This window comes from Alteromonas sp. M12 (genome assembly GCF_037478005.1).
Taxonomy (GTDB): Bacteria; Pseudomonadota; Gammaproteobacteria; order Enterobacterales; family Alteromonadaceae; genus Aliiglaciecola; species Aliiglaciecola lipolytica_A.
On the sequence record NZ_CP144164.1, the window covers coordinates 3,959,883 to 3,982,528 of the forward strand.

The 22,646-nt window shown below is 40.6% G+C and carries 12 protein-coding genes; 6 read left to right on the plus strand and 6 right to left on the minus strand.

The features are described 5' to 3' along the window. The first annotated feature begins 113 nt into the window (after positions 1-113). The gene (locus VUI23_RS16885; protein WP_342805084.1) at positions 114-1,403 is read left to right on the plus strand and encodes an Nramp family divalent metal transporter; all 1,290 of its coding nucleotides are present in this window, start codon (positions 114-116) and stop codon (positions 1,401-1,403) included. Between the two features lie 64 nt (positions 1,404-1,467). Here the strand turns inward: VUI23_RS16885 and VUI23_RS16890 are convergent, their stop codons facing one another. Next, positions 1,468-3,192 carry a M28 family peptidase gene (locus VUI23_RS16890; RefSeq protein ID WP_342805085.1) on the minus strand — a complete coding sequence of 575 codons (1,725 nt, stop codon included), beginning with the start codon at positions 3,190-3,192 and terminating at the stop codon, positions 1,468-1,470. A 380-nt stretch (positions 3,193-3,572) separates the two neighbouring features. Between VUI23_RS16890 and VUI23_RS16895 the strand changes: the two genes are divergently transcribed. Further along, entirely contained in the window at positions 3,573-4,817 is a 1,245-nt protein-coding gene (locus VUI23_RS16895) for a beta-propeller fold lactonase family protein (protein ID WP_342805086.1), read from the plus strand. Positions 4,818-4,973: 156 nt separating this feature from the next. On the opposite strand, the gene VUI23_RS16900 is transcribed toward VUI23_RS16895, so the two are convergent. Beyond that, positions 4,974-6,539 carry a sulfatase gene (locus VUI23_RS16900; protein ID WP_342805087.1) on the minus strand — a complete coding sequence of 522 codons (1,566 nt, stop codon included), beginning with the start codon at positions 6,537-6,539 and terminating at the stop codon, positions 4,974-4,976. Positions 6,540-6,710: 171 nt separating this feature from the next. Then, a complete protein-coding gene (locus tag VUI23_RS16905; protein ID WP_342805088.1) occupies positions 6,711-8,027 on the minus strand; it encodes a sulfatase in 1,317 nt (438 codons plus the stop codon). 407 nt (positions 8,028-8,434) lie between these two features. On the opposite strand from VUI23_RS16905, the gene VUI23_RS16910 reads away from it, so the two are divergent. The 4 genes from VUI23_RS16910 (at position 8,435) to VUI23_RS16925 (ending at position 13,853) form a co-directional block, all read left to right on the plus strand. Then, positions 8,435-10,912, plus strand: coding sequence for a glycoside hydrolase family 3 C-terminal domain-containing protein (locus VUI23_RS16910; RefSeq protein WP_342805089.1), 2,478 nt, complete (start codon positions 8,435-8,437; stop codon positions 10,910-10,912). A gap of 66 nt (positions 10,913-10,978) precedes the next feature. After that, the gene (locus VUI23_RS16915) at positions 10,979-12,295 is read left to right on the plus strand and encodes a glycoside-pentoside-hexuronide (GPH):cation symporter (RefSeq protein ID WP_342805090.1); all 1,317 of its coding nucleotides are present in this window, start codon (positions 10,979-10,981) and stop codon (positions 12,293-12,295) included. Positions 12,296-12,347: 52 nt separating this feature from the next. Then, the gene (locus VUI23_RS16920; protein WP_342805091.1) at positions 12,348-12,962 is read left to right on the plus strand and encodes a TetR/AcrR family transcriptional regulator; all 615 of its coding nucleotides are present in this window, start codon (positions 12,348-12,350) and stop codon (positions 12,960-12,962) included. Positions 12,963-12,971: 9 nt separating this feature from the next. Next, positions 12,972-13,853 (plus strand): LysR family transcriptional regulator, encoded by an 882-nt coding sequence (locus VUI23_RS16925; RefSeq protein ID WP_342805092.1) that lies wholly within the window; start codon positions 12,972-12,974, stop codon positions 13,851-13,853. A gap of 39 nt (positions 13,854-13,892) precedes the next feature. Here the strand turns inward: VUI23_RS16925 and VUI23_RS16930 are convergent, their stop codons facing one another. The 3 genes from VUI23_RS16930 to VUI23_RS16940 all read right to left on the minus strand — a co-directional run bounded on the left by VUI23_RS16930 (position 13,893) and on the right by VUI23_RS16940 (position 22,403). Beyond that, entirely contained in the window at positions 13,893-16,094 is a 2,202-nt protein-coding gene (locus VUI23_RS16930; RefSeq protein WP_342805094.1) for a glycoside hydrolase family 3 N-terminal domain-containing protein, read from the minus strand. Between the two features lie 224 nt (positions 16,095-16,318). Then, positions 16,319-18,652 carry a TonB-dependent receptor gene (locus tag VUI23_RS16935; RefSeq protein ID WP_342805096.1) on the minus strand — a complete coding sequence of 778 codons (2,334 nt, stop codon included), beginning with the start codon at positions 18,650-18,652 and terminating at the stop codon, positions 16,319-16,321. A gap of 709 nt (positions 18,653-19,361) precedes the next feature. Then, a complete protein-coding gene (locus tag VUI23_RS16940) occupies positions 19,362-22,403 on the minus strand; it encodes a DUF748 domain-containing protein (RefSeq protein ID WP_342805097.1) in 3,042 nt (1,013 codons plus the stop codon). Positions 22,404-22,646: the final 243 nt, after the last annotated feature.

The following is a 22,646-nucleotide window of genomic DNA, read 5'->3' on the forward strand; positions in this document are numbered from 1 at the left end:
AAATCGACTTTATTATAAATCTGGGTTACTCGAATATCTGGGAAGCATAAATCCTAGCGAGAGTTGCGGGGTAATAAAGCAGCGCCCATTGCGCAACAACCGGAGTCATCATAATGACAGAGGTACCACAAATGGATCATCCGAACAAAAAGTCTTTTAAACAAAAGTTTGCCCAAGGACTGGCTCTTTTTCTACCCGGTATTTTCTTACTGGGATTCAACATTGGCACCGGCAGTGTTACCGCAATGGCAAAGGCAGGCGCTGAATATGGCATGTCTTTATTGTGGACCATCATAGCCTCCTGTTTATGTACTTTTTTCATGATTAACTTGTATGGTCGTTATACCTTAATCACTGGCGAAACGGCTCTTCAAGCATTTAGGAAGCACATCCACCCAGGTGTCGGCATTTTCTTCTTAGTGGCACTAACCTTTGGTGTATGTGGCAGTGTAATGGGTGTAATGGGTATAGTGGCCGATATCTGTTATGAATGGTCAAAATCTGCTATCGATGGTGGTATTGCGCCTATTTACTTTGCTGGATTTTTTCTAAGCTTGGTTTATTTCATATTTTGGAATGGTAAAACCGAGTTTTTCGAGCGTAGCCTCGCGGTTATTGTCGCCATAATGTCGGCGTGTTTTTTAATAAACTTCTTTATCATGATGCCGCCTCCAATGGAGATTCTAAAAGGCTTAATACCCAGTATTCCAGAAGTGACATCATCTACCGACAAGGGGCCATTTTTAGTCATCGCCTCAATGATTGGCACCACTGTTTTTTCCGGTTTATTTATTATCCGCACCACCTTGGTAAAGGAAGCGGGCTGGACCTTGGCTGATTATAACAAACAACGTAATGACGCTATTTTCTCGGTATTTCTGATGTTCATCATCAGTGCATCCATTATGGCTGCAGCCGCGGGCACCTTATTCGTTGAAGGTATTGGTTTATCCAAAGCATCTCAAATGATAGGTATTTTAGAACCACTAGCGGGAACCTTAGCGACCTCAATATTTGCGTTTGGATTGATAGCAGCTGGCGTGTCCTCACAATTTCCTAATATATTAATGCTACCTTGGCTGTTGTGTGACTACACCGGCGCAGAACGCGATATGACCCTAGCTAAATTCCGTATCATGGTATTTGTTATTTCACTGCTTGGCTTAGTTGTACCGATTTTTGATGCACGCCCGGTGTTTGTGATGATTATTTCCCAAGCGTTTAATGCCGTTATCTTGCCAGTTACCGTAGCTTGCATTTTCTATCTGGGTAATCGCAAGGATTTAATGAAAGAGCATGCTAACAGCTGGATAGCCAATGTCATTCTTGCCGCGATTTTACTGTTTTCAATCTTCACGTCGGCAATTGGCATAAAAGGAGTTTGGCAATTAGTGGTTGCTTAAAACCGAACCGTTATATTTGCCTTAAAAAGCCAACTAGTTAGTTGGCTTTTTTATACATTGCAAGCTACTGAGATCTCATTCTCATATTCTCAGTTTCCATGCGAATTTTGCGAAATTCAGAGCTTTCTTTCCACTGTGGCCAGCGATTCGAATCGCCTAGATCTCGTATAATTGAGTGGAATAATTCGATGTCTTCAACCGCACCGCGTAAATCCCAATCCTCACTCCAAGCATCACAGGTTTGGTGATAACAATTTCCGGTATAGTCGGCAATCCATTGGTCGCCCGCAGCACGTCCTCCATCGATCAAATCAGCTCCACCGGCTATGCCCATTATCAACAAAACAGGTACGCCTTGACGGGCCATTGAGAAATGGTCTGCACGAAAAAACAAACCATTTTCAGGCAAATTTTCCGGTGTAACCACGCGAGACTGCAATGCCGCTGCGCGAGCAAGATCATCTTCAAGATCACTTTGACCTTCACCAACCAAAATAACATCTCTAGCCGGACCCGCTGTTTGTAAAATGTCTAAGGTAAAGTTGGCGACCGTAGAATATAGAGGATAAATGGGGTTCGAGGCATAAGCGGCAGAACCTAATAATCCACTCTCCTCAGCAGTCCAAACTGCAAACACCACACTTCGCGCCATAGGCGGTCCAGCTTTAAGCACGCGAGCCAATTCAATTACACCAGCGGTGCCAAGTGCATCATCATTAGCTCCTGGACGAACAGTGCGACCCAATTCATCCGGCTCTCCTTGACCATAAGCATCCCAATGAGCAGATACCATTAAGGTTTCATCTTGTTGAGAGGTTCCTGGCAATCGCGCCAACACGTTTTGTGAATCAATATTATCCATTGAGACCGTAAAGTCAGCTGATAATCTCGCTTCTGGCAGTTCAAAAGCACTAAAGTCATCTGAACGAGCTAGTTTTCGCTGTTCGTTTAAATCTAAGCCAACAGCGTTAAACAATGCTGTTGCAGCGTCGTAATGCAGCCAACCTTGCAGCAAAGGAGGCAAAGGGCCATTGGTTTCAGCCAAGGTAAACTGTTCACCGGCGGAAGACGATGCCACATTCCAACCGTAACCCGCAGCCTTGTCTTCATGAATAACTAACGCAGCTAATGCACCTCGTCTCGCAGCTTCTTCATATTTGTATGTCCAACGACCATAATATGTCATGCGTTTATTGCCAAACCGGCCAGCAACGGCTTCATTTGGTGCAGCTGAAAAGTCGGGATCATTGACTAAAAAGACCGCAACTTTGCCGGTTAGGTCAATATCAGCAAAATCATCCCAGTTACGTTCAGGTGCATTCACCCCATATCCCACAAATACCAAAGGGGCATCTTTAATACTTGCTTTGTCGACCGCACGAGCAGTGCTAATAGCCACATCACTTCCCTGCCGCCATGTTTGATCAGCGTTTGCTACTTTTATATTCAGTGAACCGCTGGAGTCTAACTGTGTATGCACCAGCGGTACCGACTGCGTCCAGCCACCATCAATGCCGCCGGGTTCCAAACCCAGAGATTGAAATTGCTCAATTAAATAGGCAACAGTTTTTGCTTCACCCGGTCCACCAGGAGCGCGACCTTCAAACTCCTCTGACGCTAGTACTTTGACAATGTCAGAAAGACGTTGGCTATCAATCGAATTAGAGGGCTTTTGTGAGGCAGTTTCATTAGCGCTATCTTGAACTGATTTAGGCTCAGTTGAATCGGAACAAGCACTGATTCCGACGATTAAGGTTAAGCTGAAAAACAATTGGGTAACGAGCTTCATAAATATTATTCCGACAAAATTAAAAGATGAGCAGTAAGCTGCTTTGCTATAGCTGTTCTTTACTGGAACGCGAATCCCATCGCTTAGTGCGGTCAATGCAGTCACTAGAGTACAAAAACTCTGTTGATACTAAGGGCCTTAGTGGTTCTCGAGTATATCATTATTTACAATTTTTTAGTGGGTGCGACATAATAGTCTTTTCAAACTTAATAAAATTAGGTCTTCTATTATCTGCATTTCGACGTAAAGTAATTTTATTAGCATAGGTTTTTACCTAGGATGATGTCAGGTAGCAAGCTGACCGTTATTTAAGCAGTCGCTAAGTAATATGCTGTAGTTTGCTTGCATTTAAATCAACCATAGAATTAATAGGCGCAGAGATGATTCAATCATATTTACCATCTAACAAACTGGGATTAAAAGCACTTGGGTTAAGCCTGTTTTCTCTTTTTTGTGGCGTATCTGAAGCTGAACCATCCAAGCTTACTAAAACGACTGAAAATAGTTTGGTGGCGGTTGAACGCTACCCAGCAACTAGCCCAAATCACAAAGTTCCACAATTCAGTGTCGATGCGAGCTGGCCCAAGATGCCAGCAACTTGGTTAATGGGACAAGTACCAGGTCTAGCCGTAGATAAACAGAATAACGTGTGGATTTTACATCGCCCTAACTCACTTAGTGGCTTAGATTTAGGTTTAACCAACAACACAGGCTTATGTTGTGAAGCTGCCCCACATGTTATGCAATTTTCACCAGATGGAGAATTACTTCAGGCTTGGGGCGGTCCAGAACTAGCGCCGAGTTTAGCCGGAACTAATCAATGGCCCGCTACCGTTCACGGCCTTTACGTTGATGAAGATAATACAGTTTGGCTTGGTGGAAATGGCAAAGATGACCACGTTGTGTTGAATTTTACCGCGCAAGGGGAATTTATTCGTCAGTATGGCCAACGTGGTAAAACCGATGGAAATTTGAGCCAAGATGCCTTGGGGAATCCAGCTGATATTTTCCATAACAGCATCAATGATCAAGTATTTATTGCCGACGGTTATATCAACAAACGAATTACTGCTTTTGACACGAATGACAACAGTTTTGATCAATTATGGGGAGCTTATGGTGGCGAACCTGGAGGCGGAACAAGACAAGGGGCATTCGACGTTTCACAAGCCACCAGCAACAGTGAAAACACCAGCACTAAAGCAAAAAGTTTTGGCGACATTGTGCATTGTGTAACACAGTCAACTGACGGCAAAATTTATGTTTGTGACCGACGAAATAATCGTATTCAAGTATTCGAAGCTGATGAAGAAGGAAAAATTCAGTTCATTCAAGATGTTATTATCGCTGGAGATACTGGAGGCTTAGGAACGGCATCAGATATCGATTTTTCCCCAGACAATAAGTATATGTATGTGGCAGATATGATGAACGGGCGTATCTGGATCCTATGGCATGATACTTATGAAGTACTCGGCAGTTTTGGTCGCCCAGGCCGCTACCCAGGACAATTTACTTGGCTTCACAGCGTAGTTGTAGACAGCGATGGTAATTTATATACCTCAGAAGTAAGCACTGGCAGACGGGTGCAGAAGTTTGTGCTCACTGGGTTTGTTGGCAGGTAGGTTAGTGCGGCGAGTTAATTTTAGAAATGTGTAAAGCATCTTCTGCGTTAAAAGTGGTGAAACTTAAACCAAAAAAGTAACCTGACATTTTGCATAAACATCCCATGCCAGGTTACTTTCCAATCTTTAACTGATTTGGTTCAGTGCAATATCAGATTACATCCAACCCATAATCATTTCTACAACACGAATCAAGGTTGAGTAGTACCAAGGTGGCTGCGGATCATCATCAGTACTAGGTACTTTGTACTGAGCACGTAAACTTAGCAAACGCTGCTTTAAGTCCGCAGTAACCTTTTCATACCCTGGTTGACCGTAGAGATTAATTTGCTCATCAGGATCGGTTTGTGTATCAAACAGTTCCCATTCTTCGTTATTGTAAAAGTTGGCGAGTTTGTAGCGTTCACTAATGATACCGTAATGACGAGCAACGCCATGAAAACCGGGGTTTTCATAAAATTGGTAATAAAGATCTCTTGATTGAGGTTCAAATTCATCGTCGGTTAATACCGGCAATAAACTGATCCCTTGCATCGCTTCGGGGATTTCAACACCTGCAGCATCAAGAAGAGTTGGTGCGAAATCTATGTTTTGTACTAGAGCAGAAGTACTGCTTCCCTCTTTAATATGGTTTGGCCATTGAATTAATAATGGAATTTTGGAGGACACATCATTAATCCAACGTTTATCAAACCAACCGTTTTCCCCTAAGTAAAAACCTTGGTCTGATGAATAAATGATAATGGTATTTTCGTCTAAATTATTTGCCTCTAAGTAATCAAGCAACCGACCAATTTCACGGTCCATACTTTTAACTGAACCAGTGTAGGTTTTGATATAACGTTGATATTTCCAACGAGTAATTTCGTCGTCAGTTAAATCAGCGTTTTCAAATTCCTCATTACCTTTTGCAAAGGTCGCTTCCCACAGCTTTAATTGCTCTTCATTCATCGATGATGGTTCAGATAACTTAACATCCAAGTCCGTCATATCATCGGCAATACTCATACGCGAGTTTTGTCTTGCTTCACTCAAACCGTCCATTGAACGTAGTAAGGTGTTAGGTTCTGGTAAGGTTGCACTTTCATCCCATTCTGCTAACTCTTGTGGTGCTGGGATCCAATCTCGATGAGGAGATTTGTGGTTATACATAAGCAAAAATGGTTGTTCACTTTGCTTTTGATTTTTAAGCCAAGAAATCGTTTGATCGGTTACAATTTCTGCGACATATCCGGTCGTTTCTTTGATCCCTGCAGGGCTTCTGAAACTAGGGTTATAATAAGTGCCTTGCTCCATAACATTGTCAATTACCGACCAATCATCGAACCCCACGGGGTCGCTCATTAAATGCCACTTACCAAAAACCGCGGTTTTATAACCAGATTGTTGCAATAATTTGGGTAAGGTTTCCTGGTGGCCATTAAACTCTCCTGACCAGTCATTTGTTTCATAGCCATTGGCGTGGCTGTGCTTGCCTGTTAATAAGGTCGCTCTAGAGGGGCCGCAAACAGCATTGCCTACATATGCACGGTCAAAGCGCATACCTTTTTTAGCTATACGATCGATATTTGGCGTCTGCATTAAAGTGTCATCGTAGGCACTTAACGCTTTCACGGCATGGTCGTCACTGAAAATAAATACAATATTAGGGCGTTTCTGCTCCTGTGCCATTGCTGTGCAGGATACACATATAACAACTAATAGATTAAATATACTCTTCATAGGGCTTACCTTATATATCTAAGATTATTGGCCAAATTAAGTTGCGAAGAAACAACTTACATGGATTGTTTTTATTGCTTATACATCTTGAAAATCAATGCGCTAATGGACGGTTAATACCTTATAAGAGGTATCAAGATTTCAACTTTATTAGCGCTTTCACAAATACAGTTATTCAATCCAACCTCTTAAATTGTTTTGAATTTCCTGTTCAAATTGATCTAGTTTTTTACTTAACTCTTGGGCTTTTTCCGACTGATGACTTTTAACATCGTATGACTCAGCTTGATCCTGTTTTAAATCAAATAGAAAAGGACCTTGCTGTTTAAGCCAGTAAAAGCCAATGTCACTTGATGTTCTGCGATAGTATTTATATTGGCCATTAACCACAGCGATAGGTTTTTTGGCTTTGAATAGAAACAGTTCGTCGCGGATGCTAACGGTGTTATCCCCACGCAGGATTGGCATCATGTCTACCCCATCAATAATCCGATCTTGGGGTAACTCAATATCCAGCATCTGCAAAATAGTAGGATAAATATCAATTCCACTTGCCAGTGCATCTGACACACTGCCTTGTTTAATCTTTTCAGGCATCCACGCAATAAATGGCACTTTATTCCCGCCATCAAAATTAGAGCCTTTGCGACTTCTAAATTGTCCGGCATTACCTTCAAACCAAGGACCATTATCACTAGAAAAAATCACAAGGGTATTATCGGCAATCCCGTTTTCTTCTAGTGACTTCATTATTTCACCCACACTCCAATCTAACTCTTGGACTGTATCCCCATAGGTTCCTGCTTTAGAGGTACCGGCGAAATCTTGACTGGCTAAGGCTGGATCATGGGGAAACGGAGAGGCGTAATATAAAAAGAAGGGTTTTTCTTTATTTTCAGTAATAAATTGGATCGACTCTACTGTAAGATTTTTAGTCAATACTGATTGATCAACTGGTTCTGGTAAGTCTACTTCTTCGTTTCGATAGATTTCATAGGGTTGCATATCATTGCTATACAGAGCGCCATAAAAATAATCAAAACCATGTTTATTGGGTCTGTCATTTACGTGGTCACCGAGATGCCATTTACCGATTAGTGCAGTTTCATAATCAGCTGCCTGCAATGCTTCTGACAAAAGTACTTCATCATGGGAAATCCCTTGCATTCCATAGGAGTAAGCGCCGCTAAATGTGAGCAATTTAGTGATGGCTTTATTACGGAATTTTTCGCTGTGCATAAAGACTGAAGGAACATGGCTTCTGACAGGATAACGACCGGTGAGTAATCCAGCTCGAGAGGGGGAACAAATAGGAGAAGGTGCATAATAATTTGTTAGCGCCACCCCATTACTCGCTAATTCATCGATATTTGGTGTGTTTATTAATTCCGAACCAAAACCGGATAAATCGCCATAGCCCATATCATCCGCCAGAATTACGATAACATTAGGTTGCCCTTTAGCTGATTCTTGCTGATTTGATTTCAACGTGCTCACGTTCTGCAAATAACTAGTCGCCAAGTCAGGCTTCAGATCCTGACCTTCGATATTCTTAAAATGCGTATTAAGAGCTTTGTATATAATAAATAGAATTATGAAAATAAGAAAAATCCTACCTATTCGAAGCCTGTTTTTGCCACTGTCACTTTTCTTTATGAGCAACTGAAACACCATTTCACCCTATTATTTTAAACGTTGAGTGGAGCTAACATATCATTTTTCCACACGGTGTGTAATTATTTTTTCACATTTTTTCTACATTAAGTGTATTTTTTTTACATTTATTTCCACAGCGTGTGTATTTTATTATTTCTTATGTTATGTTGAAAAAAGATTAAAACTTGAGTGTTTCATTAACATCTCATTTACCAACCATAGAATTAGGATGTGTGGCAATGTCAACAGTAACCGTGCCGTCGTTAATTTCAGCCTACAGTGCTGAAACAAAAAAATTATTATCGCAACTCACTTTAGAAGAAAAAGCGAAGCTTAGTTCCGGAAAAGATTTTTGGCGATTGCAAGGTATTGAGCGTTTCAACCTGCCTTCAATTATGGTTACTGATGGGCCACACGGTTTGCGTAAACAACCTGATGATTCTGATCACATAGGGTTGAATGATAGTGTACCTGCCACTTGCTTTCCCACCGCCTCAGGTTTAGCCGCAAGTTGGAATAGAGAATTATTAGCTGAAGTTGGTAATGCTCTGGCCGACGAATGTCTCGCTGAAAAAGTAAGTGTTTTGTTAGGGCCTGGAGTCAACATTAAGCGTAACCCTTTAGGTGGGCGTAACTTCGAATATTTTTCTGAAGATCCCTATTTATCTGGCGAAATGTCCATTGCCTGGATCGATGGACTGCAGTCTAAGGGTATAGGTTGTAGCTTAAAGCACTATGCCGTGAATAATCATGAATCATCCCGCATGATCACCGATGTCATCATTGATGAACGCACCTTACGTGAAATATATTTGCCAGCGTTTGAATTTTCAGTGAAAAAAACTCAACCTTGGACAGTCATGTCAGCTTACAACAAAGTTGATGGCACCTATTTGGCGGAAAATCGTAAATTCCTAACGGATATTTTACAACAAGAATGGGGCTATCAAGGATTGGTAGTGACTGACTGGGGTGGTAATCATAATCGTGTATTGGGCATTAAAAATGGCCAAGGTTTAGAAATGCCTTCCAGTGGAGATATCAACACCAATAGGATTATTCGTGCCGTTAAATGTGGCGATTTGTCCATGGAGGAGCTGGATAAATCTGTTGGTAGAGTACTGGATTTGATCATTCGTTCACGGGATGCATTTCAACCAACACATACATTTTCTGTCGACTCACACCATGCTTTAGCTCGAAAGGCAGCCGAAGAAGCATCTGTACTTTTGAAAAATGATGGTGGTCTATTACCTCTTTCAACCACAGATAACATTGCGGTAATTGGTGAATTTGCAAAAAACACCCGTTATCAAGGCAGTGGCAGTTCACAAATAATCCCGACTAAATTAGAGCAGCCTTACGATGCGATAGCTAAATTGATAGACAGCGATGGGTTATCCAATATTTGTTATTGCAAAGGTTATCACTTAGATGAAACCGAAGATCAACAACTCATATCTGAGGCACTTAAAATAGCTCAGAATAGTGATAAGGTAATTGTCATCTTGGGTTTACCCACATCCTATGAATCCGAGGGTTTTGACCGCAAACATATGCATTTACCAAAGGTGCAATTGGATTTAATTGCAGCATTAGCCCCGGTTTATGAAAAGCTAGTCATTGTGCTGCAAAATGGATCTCCTGTTGAATTGCCATTTGCGAACCAAGTGCCAGCGATTCTTGAAGCCTACTTAGGCGGGCAAGCAGGTGCATCAGCGCTTGCGAATATAATATTTGGACAAGTAAACCCCAGTGGTAAATTAGCTGAAACCTTCCCTGTCTCTATTGACGACGTCCCAAGTCAACCATGGTTCCCAGGTGAATCGCGACAAGTTCAATATCGAGAAAGCATTTGGGTGGGTTATCGTTATTTTGATACCGCTGAAGTGCCAGTTTTATTTCCATTTGGGCATGGTCTATCTTATACAACCTTTGAATATTCAGATCTAACGATCCAGGATAACCACAAGAGTAACGATGAAAACACCTTTGATCTAACAAGTGTAGATGACATTGTTGTCAGTTTTAACCTAAAAAATACGGGTAATATGACGGGCGCAGAAGTTGCGCAACTATACATAGGTCAACAAAATAGCTCCGTTCATCGACCGAAAAAGGAACTTAAAAATTTCGCAAAAGTTAGTTTAGCCCCTGGTGAATCACAAAGGATTACTATGCAATTATGCAAAAGGGACTTTGCTTTCTGGTGTAGCAAGAATCACAAATGGCGCGTGGAGACGGATCAATTCAACCTATTTATTGGAGCTTCTATCAGTGATATTCGCCTCTGTGATGTCATTTCAATCCAAGGTGATAATCCTAAAGGCGCTCAAGATGTCAGTTTATCTGCGTACTTTTCGCCTAAAGCACAAAACTATACTGAGCAGGATTTCCAAAATCTTTTAGGAAAAGATATTCCGCCAGCACTGCCAAGCAAGCCATTTCAATTAAACTCCACAATGCGGGAAGTCAAAGATACCTGGATTGGTGGCAAACTTTTTCAAATTGGATTCAATAAAATGACTGAAAAGCTCGGAGAAATGACCGAGCAAGATAAATTAGTGATAAATGCCATCTTCGATGAAATGACTTTACGTCAATTAGTGGCAATGAGCGACGGAAAATTTAAGCCAAAGGTAATGGATTCGTTGATACATATTATGAATAAAGACTGGATTAAATTGCTCTGTGGAGCGGGTGTAAGAAGTGAATAAGGTTTTACCTTAATATTTTTGAATAACCAACGCAGTAACCAATAAAAATAGAAAATAAGGGTCATCATGAAACTAGAATCATCCCGCACTGAGCGTGCTTCCTACGGGGCATTTTTCCTAGGTCAAAATATACTGTTTATGCTAGTGTTTCAGTTTTTAAATTTGTATTACACCGATGTACTTGGCATAGGTGCCGCGGCAGTAGGTATTCTATTGTTGGTTGCGCGTACCTGGGATGCGGTAAATGACCCAATTTTAGGCAGTATTGTCGATCGATGCGATTTCAAAGGCGGGAAATTTTTGCCTTGGATCAAAGGGGTTAACTTCATCTTGCCCCTGAGCACCATTGCTTTATTTTTTAATCCCAACTGGGGACCTGACGGAAACTTATTGTATGCCTATGCCAGCTACATTTTATGGGGAATGATATATACCTTGTGTGATGTGCCTATTTTTGCGTTGTCTTCGGTGATGACTAAGAACTCCCATGAGCGAGTTATTATCTTAACTTGGGGACGATTAGCTGCATTAATAGCAGGGATTACCGTGGCCGCTGCAACAATGCCACTTATTTCATTATATGGTTGGACAGAAACGGTCACTGTACTGTGCATTATAGCCATGTTGATCATGATACCGATCCGCTATTTTGCGGTGGAGCGAATTAAATCCACCAAAAAATCTCATTCCGATGTATCCCTTAAAGCTTCTTGGAATTATTTGAAGAATCATCAACCTATGAAGATTTTTTATATCGCTATTTTGATTTCAACAGGTACAAATACAGCAGCTATCGCCACTAACTATTTTGCCATTTATAATTTAGGTAATGGTGAGACGACTTGGGTCGCCCCTTTGATGGTGGCCGCCATGTTACCAGTTTTCATTTTAGCCGCCTTAACCCCATTACTGATAAAACATTTTGGAAAGAAAAATTTATATATTTGGGGTACCCTAATTGGGTCAGGCTTTAGTTTGCTTCAATATTTTATTGGCTACGAAAGTATTGTAGTCGTGATAATTTTACAAATATTAAAATCGGCACCGGTATTTTTACCGCTGTTATTATTGGGTATGTTTTCTACAGATTTTGTTGAATATGGCAATTATCATAATAAAAAGCGTTTAGAAGGCACGGTATTTTCATTGCAAACTTTTGCCACCAAACTCACGCAAGCATTAGCGGCGGGCATTTGTGGTATTTTACTCGGTTGGATAGGCTATGTGGCTAACACCGAACAAACCCCAGAAGTTCTGCATGGTATATTTGTTCTATATAGTCTAGTCCCGGTTTTCGGTGGTGTGTTGAGTGCCTGGATAATGTATAAATTTTATCATTTGAAAGAATCAAGAGTACAAGAAATGATTAACACGACACAATAGACTAAATTCAAATGATTAAACGTTTTAAACTCATAAACTTGGTAATAAGATAATGGCTCTAAGCAGAACCAAGCAGTTGCAGCGCAACAAAATAATCAACGTAGCTAAACAAATGTTTTTAGATCAAGGCATAGTGTTAACGTCAATGACTGATATAACTAAGTCAGCCAAAATTGATCGAAAAACCCTTTATAATTATTTTTCAAATAAGGAAGAGTTGGCTACCGCCATTTTGGAAGATTTGAAAAAAAATTCCACGATCATGAAAAACACACAAAGTTATCAAGGTGATAGTGGGTTCGAGACACTCACACAATATTTCACGATATTGTTTGATACTTTGCAAAATAATAAAGAATCTGTTTTATACACCATTCATTTTGATTACTTTTCAGAAGAGCAAACCTATTTTGTTGGCGCTAAAAATTTAAATGAATTAAAAGAAACGCCACTTTATAAAATCCTCAAAGCTGGAGTAGACGATAATTCAATTAATAATTTTGGCCTAAGCATGAGTAAATTAATGGGCGTGGTATTTACTCCGTTTTATACCACAGCTCAACAGTTATGCCGTCGAGAAAAAGTCTATAAAGAAGTCTACGATATAGAGTTTAGTGATTTAAAGGTTTATATTAAAATACTACTTGCAGGATTAAAAAATAATTAGGTACGCAGTATGAGATTGTCAATGGAATCTCTATATGTTTTTGTTACGGCGTCGGATTTAGGTTCGTTTTCAGCCACCGGAAGGCATCTTAAAAAAGCCCAATCTGCTATTAGTAGTGCTATTGCCAATCTAGAAATCGATCTTGGTGTAGTTTTGTTTGATCGTTCTGGCAGTCAATTAAAGTTGACCTCTGAAGGACAAATTCTGCTTCGGGAAGCAAAGGATATAATACAAAGAAACAACTTATTGGTTTCTACGGCCAATAAACTAAGCCTTGGTGTTGAATCTCATTTATCTATTGCAATTGACCACGCTATCCCTTTTAATAAGTTAATTCCAGCACTTAGTGCGGTATCTGACAAATTTTCCGATTTGGACTTAAAGTTACATCATACCTGTGGCAGTGAAGTATCTTCACTTCTTAATGATTATCAGGTTGATTTTGCAATTGCTCCTTTCCATGTTGGGTCTGAAAATACCTATAACATAAAAAAACTATTTGAATTATCTCTTGCCTGCATTGTGCATTGCGATCACCCATTGGCTAAAAAGAAATTACCGCTTACCACCCAGACTCTAGTCCAACACCGACAACTCATGCTAACTGACTTTTCAGATTTAACTGGGCAAAAAGATAAAGGCACTGTATCTCACCATCTATGGCGGATGCGTGACATAGATTCTTTGACACAGGCAGTCAATGCAAAGTTGGGCTGGACGATTAGCAGTTTAGAGTTTGTTAAAAAACAAATTGATGCTGGCACATTTAAAGTGCTAACCACTGAAAGTTGGGGTAACGATTTGAAAATTCCAATCGTTGCCCTGCATCATTTTTCTGACAACCTTGGACCTGCCGCCAACTTATTTATTTCTAAATTAAACACAGGGTAATAATATTTCGCCTTAGGCTTCCGTGCCTAAGGCGTTTTACTAAAGTGGTAACTGACTAGACTGCTCTTTCGTAAATGTTGCCATTTGACGGAAGTCTCTTGAAGAAGCTCCTAACTTAATTTGATAATCTCCAGCGTCTGCCACCCATTTAGACAACTCAGGATTATAAGAAACCAAATCTTTAGTGGTTATCGTAAAACTAATGGCCTGTGACTCACCGGGGGCTAGTAACTTGGTCTTCGCGAAATGTCGCAGCTCTTCACTAGGTTTTGCTAGAACGCCTTTAGGCGCTGTTATGTAGAGCTGTACGACCTCTCTACCCGAAACTTTCCCCTCATTTTTAATTGTAATTGAAGCGTCGATTTCATCGGTAAATATAGTGTGACTTAAGTTTAACTTGCTATACGAGAACTCACTATAAGATAAACCAAAACCAAATGGATAAGCGACGGCTTTATGATTTGTATTGAAATCACGATAACCAACAAAAATTCCATCTTTATAAGTTATCTCAGAAGGTTGGTTACCCATAATATCTTTAAGTTCATTACTACCGTCAGTAACAACTCCAGGGAAGTTTTGAGCGGGTAAACCATCCTCTAACCGTAAAGAAAAAGTGGTAGTTAGTTTGCCTGATGGATTAACTTTACCAATTAACACATCAGCAATGGCATGACCGGCCTCTTGGCCCGGTTGCCAAGCCAAAAGAATTGCGTCGACTTTATCACGCCAACTAGCCGTCTCAATGACGCCTCCCACGTTTAAAATAACCACTACTTTTTTATTCATTGCATGAAAAGCTTTACTTACACCGTTGATTAATTTTTGTTCATCATCACTCAGGTAAAAGTCGTCTTTTGCTTGCCGATCTACAAACTCTCCTGAACTGCGTCCAATTGTAATAATTGCGGCATCGTTAGTCTGAGATAACGTTTGCAATGTATTTTCATCAACGCCATATTCGTTGATTGGTGTTTCTGGTAGAAAAGCAGCAATGCCTTTTCTCGTCGGTAGTTTGGACTTTTCAGAGTTAATATAGTCGATATATTTTTTTGCCAAACCTTTATGAACGTCTAAATTTACATCATCTAAGCCTTGTTGCAAAGAAATAGAATAAGCAGCGTTAACATCACCACTGCCAGTTCCTCCAGTATGAATCTCGTATGAACTATTGCCAAAAACAGCCACTTCCTTATGAATAGATAAAGGGAGCGTTGCATCTTGATTTTGTAGCAACACCATCCCTTCAGAAGCAGCCATGCGGGCAATTTTCGCATTGCCTTCTAGATCAGGTTGATTAGAGTGTTGATAACCTTTATAAACCGAGCTTTTTAACACAATACTTAAAATATTGCGGACATTTCGGTCAAGCACTGACTCTGCCAATTGCCCAGACTTTACAGCAGCAATAATTGCTTGCTCTTGCTCATCAGTTCCAGGCATCAATAAGTCATTTCCAGCATTCATTTGCGCGACAGGATCCGTACCACCGAACCAATCGGTCATCACTACACCTTGATACCCCCATTGCTCCCGCAGTACTTCGGTTAACAATCTTTCACTTTCTGAAGTATAAGTTCCATTAACTTTGTTGTATGAAGACATGACTGTCCATGGTTGACTTTCTTTAACTGTAATTTCAAATCCTTTTAAATAAATTTCTCGTAAAGCCCTCTCATCAACCTTTACATTAATTCTGTTTCGATTCCACTCGTGATTATTTGCCACATAGTGTTTTATGGAAGTCCCAACATCATGGGATTGAATACCATTAACCATGGCTGCAGCCATACTTCCCGAAATGTAGGGATCTTCTGAATAGTACTCAAAGTTTCTGCCACCTAAGGGATATCGATGAATATTTAACGCCGGAGCTAACAGTACGTCAACGCCATACTCTTTTACTTCATGTCCCATAGCGGCACCAACTTGTTTTACCAAATCAGTATCCCATGTTGACGCCAGTAAACTCGCGATTGGAAAAGCGGTACAATAGAAAGTGTCATCAACACCTTCTCGTGTAGGGGCGATTCTTAGTCCCGCAGGACCGTCTGCCAGCACAATCGATGGTATTCCAAGTCTTGGGATAGCGTGGGTGTTGCCCGCCGCGCCTGGGACGCGTTCATCGATTACCATGCCAACAGTAGGTGCATTACTTTCTAATGCACTTAGATCCATTCCGGTGCCACGAATCAATTTAACTTTTTCCAGCAAAGTTAAAGCGTCAATTATTTCATTCATTGGTTGTTTTCCTAGTTGAGGTGATTTAGATGCATGTGCAATACCGCAGCTAATTAAAGTAATTAACATAGAGCAAGCGAATGTAACCAATGAGATAATCGGTTTTCTAAAGGTCATGATTTTCTCGCAGTTTGATTGAAAAGATTTAAAAGCTCTTGATTGAATAATCTCAAGAGCTTTTAAACTTAGGGGCTAACTCATTGAATTGATGAATTGAAAAGAGCTTAAAACTCCATTCCGAAACGAACACCCATGGTACGTGGGGCGGCTACTCGTGCGACGCCATCCGATAGACCTGGGAAGTTAGAGCTTACGTCAGCAGTACTCAATGTGACTTCATCTTCAATATTTTTGACGAAAGCTTGCACATACCAGTCTTCTTCTGGTGAGGTATAAACCACTGAAATATCTGATTTGCTAAAGGAGGGCTGTTCAAACTGAGCTACTATTTTATTGGACAATAAATCATAACCGTCATTCCAACGATACACTGCATTGAAAGTAATTGCAGCGTTACTCTCAAGCTCCCAAATACGTTCATAACCCAATGTAAATGCGAGTTCTGGGGATCTGTTAAGTGATGATCCCGATAGATTTACATTTGGCGTGATTTGGTAGTCGGTATAAGTAGCATCTAACCACGTAAAGGAAGCTGTAACCTTACTCAAATCGGTTAAATAATAACGAGACTCCATTTCGAATCCATCAATTTCAGCTGCACCTGCATTGGAAATGTTTTGACAAGGGGCACCACCACACAAGCCTAAATTATTTAACTGCAAATTTTCGTAATCGTAATGGAACAAGCTGAAAAATGTTCTTAGTCCATTATCCAAGTCCATTTTTATGCCTAACTCATAAGCAGTAAGATCTTCTGGTTGATAATAAATATAATCTTCGGTTTTAGGCGATTGACAATTTTCATCACTGGCAACACAGCCATCATTGAATCCGCCGGCTTTGTATCCGGTAGATATATGACCATAAATTAATACTTCTTCACTGAAGTCGTAATCTAAACCAACTTTCCAGGTCATTTCACTATACTCAACCGAAGCGTTGTTCAAAGAGTCAGGCAGTGGGTTAGTCGCACTAGCAGTGAAATCTAAAGGTTCATCCACAGTGACATGAAGTACACGTGCACCAACACGACGTTTTTCGTCATTGGTTTGGCGTACACCAAGGGTCAGAGCTAGGGTATCTGAAAAGCTATATCGACCCTGGGCAAAAGCAGCTATTGAATCAGCAGTAGTGGATTGTGGGAACCCATAGACATAACCATCGTATCCTTCGGTGCCCAAATTTCCAGGAAGAGAGGTGGCTAGTACTCCTTTAAAAATCGCTTCAATATCCGACTCTTCACTAAAATAATAAAGGCCACCTTGCAAATTTAAATCGTCGATTACATAAGTTAAGCGTAATTCGTGTGAATTTTGGCTATAGTCACCAGTTAAATCTCTAGGTACTGCAATAGGGCCGATTACAGGGTGAGTACCGAAGAAAAGACTATTTACTTCCCTACGTTCAAATTCCCGATAAGAACCAATATAGGTTAACGCTAACTCATCGGTTAGATCCCAGTTGAAGTCACTCATTATCCCCCAGATTTTATTGTCTGTAGAAGCCGTTACTGGGTCGACCCAATCCACTGTGAGCAATTCATCTGTACTTTTTTGGTCACCGATATAGGTAGGGTTAGTGCCGGCAACATCTCCTGACGGCGCGGCAATAGTATTACTATCAAAAAAGTTTGAAACCAATACTTGGCTACGTTCGTTACCTTGTATTTCACTATAATCCGTACGTATTAATAAACTAGCATCATCACTGATATCGAATAGACCACTTAACCGGAAGGAAAGGTTGTCTTTATCTGGACCTTGCGGAGCATTGGACTCACTGCCACTTCGGATATAGCTGTCACGCTTATCAATATTAACAGCCGCTCGAATCGCCGCATTGTCTGAAATAGGTACATTAATCATACCGCTGGCTTGTTTTTGATTGAAGCTACCTAAAGACACGTCAAACGAACCATAAACATAATCAATACTTGGTTTAGCTGACATAACATTAATCAAGCCAGCCGTAGCATTCCGTCCATACAATGTACCTTGAGGTCCTCGTAAGACTTCAACTTGCTCTAAGTCAAAAAATGATACTTCTTGCGCCTGAGCACGGGCAATATACACACCATCTTGCAAAAATGAAGCTGAAGGATCACCTTTCTCAGTGTTATCACTACTTGATATTCCACGAATGGTTATTTGTAATCCGTTATTTCGATCGATAGAAATATTCGGAGTTGAATCCTGTAAAGAAGTGGGATCGGTAATTCCGGCGGTCTTTAAGTCTTTAGCAGACAGCGCGGTAACCGCAGAAGAAGTTTTCGATAGTGTCGTCCCAAGCCGAGTAGAGGTGACTTCTATAACCTCTAAGTCTTTTAAACTCTTTGTACTTTCATCACTCTCTTGTGCAAAAGCAACCGAAGATAGCGTACAAAGTGACGCGCATGTGGAGACAATAATTTGTGTTAGTTTATTCTTTTTAAAATGCATTCTCATGTGTCCTTATTTTAAAAACCTCACACTCAGCAACAAAACCTTATTCGCAACATTTTTGCAACACCGTGTGGAATTTTTTGATTATGACAACTCAATAACTAAAATAAAGTTAGCTTCCATCTATTTATCAGATAACCATGAAACCCATTATTTCTTCATATAAAACAATACACTAAAGATAAATCAAATGGATTTTTGCGTAAAATACAACCCGATAACTTGTGTTTAAGCCGAGAAAAATACATTAACAAATAATTAAAACAATAAAACAATGTAGTTAAATCTAAGTAAAATATATGTTTAAAAATAACAAGCACTATTGAACAATTTGAAAGTCGTTGGCCGATAACAACGATTTTTAGAAACATGAAATAGCTAATTCACCTTGGCATATGACTCTTGAAAGCGTCACATTGATCAAAAGTGAACTCAGTGGCACGACACCTATGAAGTGTTAGGCAGCTTTGGACGTCCCGGACGCTATCCTGGCCAATTTACCTGGCTTCACAGCGTAGTTGTAGACAGCGATGGTAATTTATATACCTCAGAAGTAAGCACAGGCAGACGGGTGCAGAAGTTTGTGTTCACTGGGTTTGCTGGCGATTAGTGGCCTAGGCGAATAATACTGTTTTTACACTGGATACTATCAAGCTTGCCCATGCAGATAAGGAGCAAGCTTGATAAATTTCAAGAGATTAACTGCTTAGTTGGCTTTCAGCGTAAGTGTTACACCACTTTCAGCACTGGCTAAATGTTGGCGACTGTTGAGTAAAAACAGTCGGTTGGGATCAATACTTCCGTTTTCACTTAAAAACATTTTTACCGATTTGGCCCTATCTTCAGCAAGTTTAGCTAATTCATGGCGAGGAACGTTGATAGTGCTTCGAACTTGATTGTACATCGCAATCATCAACGCTTGCTCTAATTGCTCCTCTGGAACGATTTTCTCGCTATCTCCTTCTTGCAATCTCGTCTTTATCAGCTTTCTTTGTTCTTCAATCTCTTTATTTGTAGCTGTAGTGAACAGGGTTCTTAAGGCATCTGCAATTGGACCTGAAAGTGGCACTGTAGATGGACTAAAACCTTCAGGAAGAGATGTTTGTTTGGAAATTTCCTGAAGGTTGGCTTGTAACTTTTGCTCAGCCAACTCATAAGCATCCGTCACTTCGTTCACCGTGCCTTCAATATCGACTTTCAGCCCCGGACGTTTTGCCAAGGCTGCTGCTAAGGTTTGAAGGGTTTGCGAAGCCGCTTCGTTGAGCTCAGCAGAGCCATCGGCAAAGGTCACTTTATTCAGCTCATCTTCACTACCGACTAAATTTGCCAATAAGGAAAAAGGGGCTGTCACCGCTTTGGTGATGATATTGCCAAGGGCTTTGAATATGATTGAACCAAAACCGAAGCTCGGGTTATTTAAGTCTCCAGATACTTCCATTCCCAGATCAATAACGCCGTTAGAGTCCTGTAATAATGCAATGGCTAAGGATAGGGGCAGATTAACCGCCTGCTCCGAATTAGTTTTGCGCCCCAAGGTGAGTTGGTCGATAACGATCTTGTTGTCACCCACTAGCTGGTTATTTTCGAGCTTATATTCCACATTTAGTGACAGTAATCCTTTATCAATAAAGTGCCCCATATAAGTACCTGAATAGGGATTAACTGAGGTCAGTTCTGCACCGTCAACAGAGAAATTTAAATCCAGATAAATCTGTTCAATAAGAGGGTTAACTTCCCCTTTTAAAATCACTGGTGCGTAACCATCAATTTTACCCATTAAGTTAACATTTGCAGTGGTATCTGGCGTGGAGGAAAGTGACTTTATGTTTCCGTTCAATGCCTCGATACCTGATGCAAAAGGGGCTCTTAAAGAATTATCTTCGAAATAAGCACTGCCATCATTGATACTAATATCGTCAATCCTAATGGCGATGTTATTAGAGGCAGATTGAGTATCTTCAGTCCCTTCTTGCGCCGCTGACTCTGGTGGTGAAGCATCATCTGCAACCAGCGCGGAATCAGCCTCGGTTGAAGCATTTTGCACCAGAAGGTCGCCAATATTCGTTTGTTTGCCTTTGTGAATAATGAACTTGGTGTAGGGTTTATCGAACATGACAGCTTGTACTGAAAGTTGATTTTCCAGTGACTGATATTGAATACCTTGGATATTCATATCCTGCCATTTAAGTAAGGGTTGTTGTTGTAGTCCGTCAATCACCGTCAGGTTGGCGATATTGGCATCGCCTGTGAAGGTGATTGGACTCGCAGTTCCCGCATCAAATGTCCCTGAGATCCCCACGGCGCCATCTTGCAAGATCGCGTTTACATAGGGAAGCAAATAGGATTGAAGTTGGCTTAACGCAAACTGGTTAATCTCAAAAGAACCAGAAACTTGCTCAGAAGATACGTTGACTTTCCCATCGCTACTAAGGTAACCAGAAGCTTGTTCAGGATACCCCCTAACCTCGCCACCGACTCCTAAATCTAGGCTATACTCGATAGGTAGCTGAAAACTTGTATCAACAACACCAGTGGTGGCATTTAAATCAAAAACTCGCCAATGCATGCCCTTAGAAACATGACTTTCATTGATCTGAAAATCCCCATTATTTAGCGCGAAAGATTGCAAAATGACTCGCCAGTTGGATTCATCAATTTGACTCGTTTGAGTATTGACTTGCTGCTCAGCTAAAGAAGAGGTTTGTTTTGTCGTTGCGATTGATGATGGCATAAACATAGCTTGTAAATCCAAGCCTTGCTCATCAAGGTTTCCGTCAATCCAGGGTTTACTAATAATAACTTCAGCCACATCAATTTGTTCTGTGTCTGTGTCCAAACTAAGGTCGTGTATGTTGATTTCGGCCACTGTAATTCTTGGCTGAGTTAAATCGGATATTGTCAGTTCAGATAAAGTAAGCTGCGTATTATGAGCCTGAAAGCGAAGACTTTCTTGTCCTTCTGATAAATGATAATCCCCGTAGAAATCTAATAATCCATTTGCCAGCCTTGCTTCAATGACGTCATTTGATAAAGGCCACAAAGGTGCAAGGGCTATCGCCGACAGTGCTATATTGCCTTTGATCTCAAAAGGTACCAATTGAACTTGACCAGCGAACCCAATGGAGCCGCCTTCAGAGGTTTCAATCTTAACGTTATAATGATTGTCTTCGGTTGCGGTATTTTGTTGTTCAGTTAGTTTAAATGTCGCTGCGCGGGTGTCGAAATCGGTTACCTCAAAAGCCAGATTCGGAAAAATAATATTGGTATTGGATACATCATCAGAAAATCGAATCTGTCCGCCTTCAAGATTCACTCTATTCACACGAAGAGGAGGAATTTCAGTCTGTTCTTTTTCGACGGGTTCTTTTTCAGCATTGGCTTCATTTAGACTATCAATAATGTCAGAAAAGTTAAATTGAGCCTGTTCACCTTCGGCGAGTCTAGCTATATGCCCATAAGGCTCGATGATAGATAAGTGTTCCAAAGTCGGTGTGAAATGTAGCAAGGTTTGCCAAAAGCTAGCATCCACTTCAAATAGCGAAACGTTAACAAAAGGTTGGTGACTTTTATTTTCTTCAATAACCAAATTGGAAACGCGAATACGCAGTAAAAAAGGATTTATTCTCACTTTTTCAATACTGACAACACGATGCAATTTGTCACTTAATAATTGCGCTAATTGGGATTGCAGAATCCATGGCGTTAGCACACCCAAAATAAGAGCATAAGTGAGATATGCGCAAAGCAAATAAGTGGTTATTCGCAACCACTTGGGCTATTTACGAAATGCTGATGGTAAATTTCTAAGGGACATAATAATGATTTCATAATATTGCCAAAGCCTTTTAGATAGCCTTAGCATTTTAAAGTTGCGTGAGCACTGTAAACAAATTGCGCGTTACAAATAGCCTGAGAGTAGTAAAAACCTGAACTTATAAACAGCGAGTAACATCTTGGATTACAACAATATCCACTAGGACCTTACGCGAAA

Bases quoted from the DNA above. Each gene is read 5' to 3' on its own strand.
- VUI23_RS16885 (WP_342805084.1), top strand. From the start codon at position 114: ATGACAGAGGTACCACAAATGGATCATCCGAACAAAAAGTCTTTTAAA.
- VUI23_RS16890 (WP_342805085.1), bottom strand. From the start codon at position 3,192: ATGAAGCTCGTTACCCAATTGTTTTTCAGCTTAACCTTAATCGTCGGA.
- VUI23_RS16895 (WP_342805086.1), top strand. From the start codon at position 3,573: ATGATTCAATCATATTTACCATCTAACAAACTGGGATTAAAAGCACTT.
- VUI23_RS16900 (WP_342805087.1), bottom strand. From the start codon at position 6,539: ATGAAGAGTATATTTAATCTATTAGTTGTTATATGTGTATCCTGCACA.
- VUI23_RS16910 (WP_342805089.1), top strand. From the start codon at position 8,435: ATGTCAACAGTAACCGTGCCGTCGTTAATTTCAGCCTACAGTGCTGAA.
- VUI23_RS16915 (WP_342805090.1), top strand. From the start codon at position 10,979: ATGAAACTAGAATCATCCCGCACTGAGCGTGCTTCCTACGGGGCATTT.
- VUI23_RS16920 (WP_342805091.1), top strand. From the start codon at position 12,348: ATGGCTCTAAGCAGAACCAAGCAGTTGCAGCGCAACAAAATAATCAAC.
- VUI23_RS16925 (WP_342805092.1), top strand. From the start codon at position 12,972: ATGAGATTGTCAATGGAATCTCTATATGTTTTTGTTACGGCGTCGGAT.
- VUI23_RS16930 (WP_342805094.1), bottom strand. From the start codon at position 16,094: ATGAATGAAATAATTGACGCTTTAACTTTGCTGGAAAAAGTTAAATTG.
- VUI23_RS16935 (WP_342805096.1), bottom strand. From the start codon at position 18,652: ATGCATTTTAAAAAGAATAAACTAACACAAATTATTGTCTCCACATGC.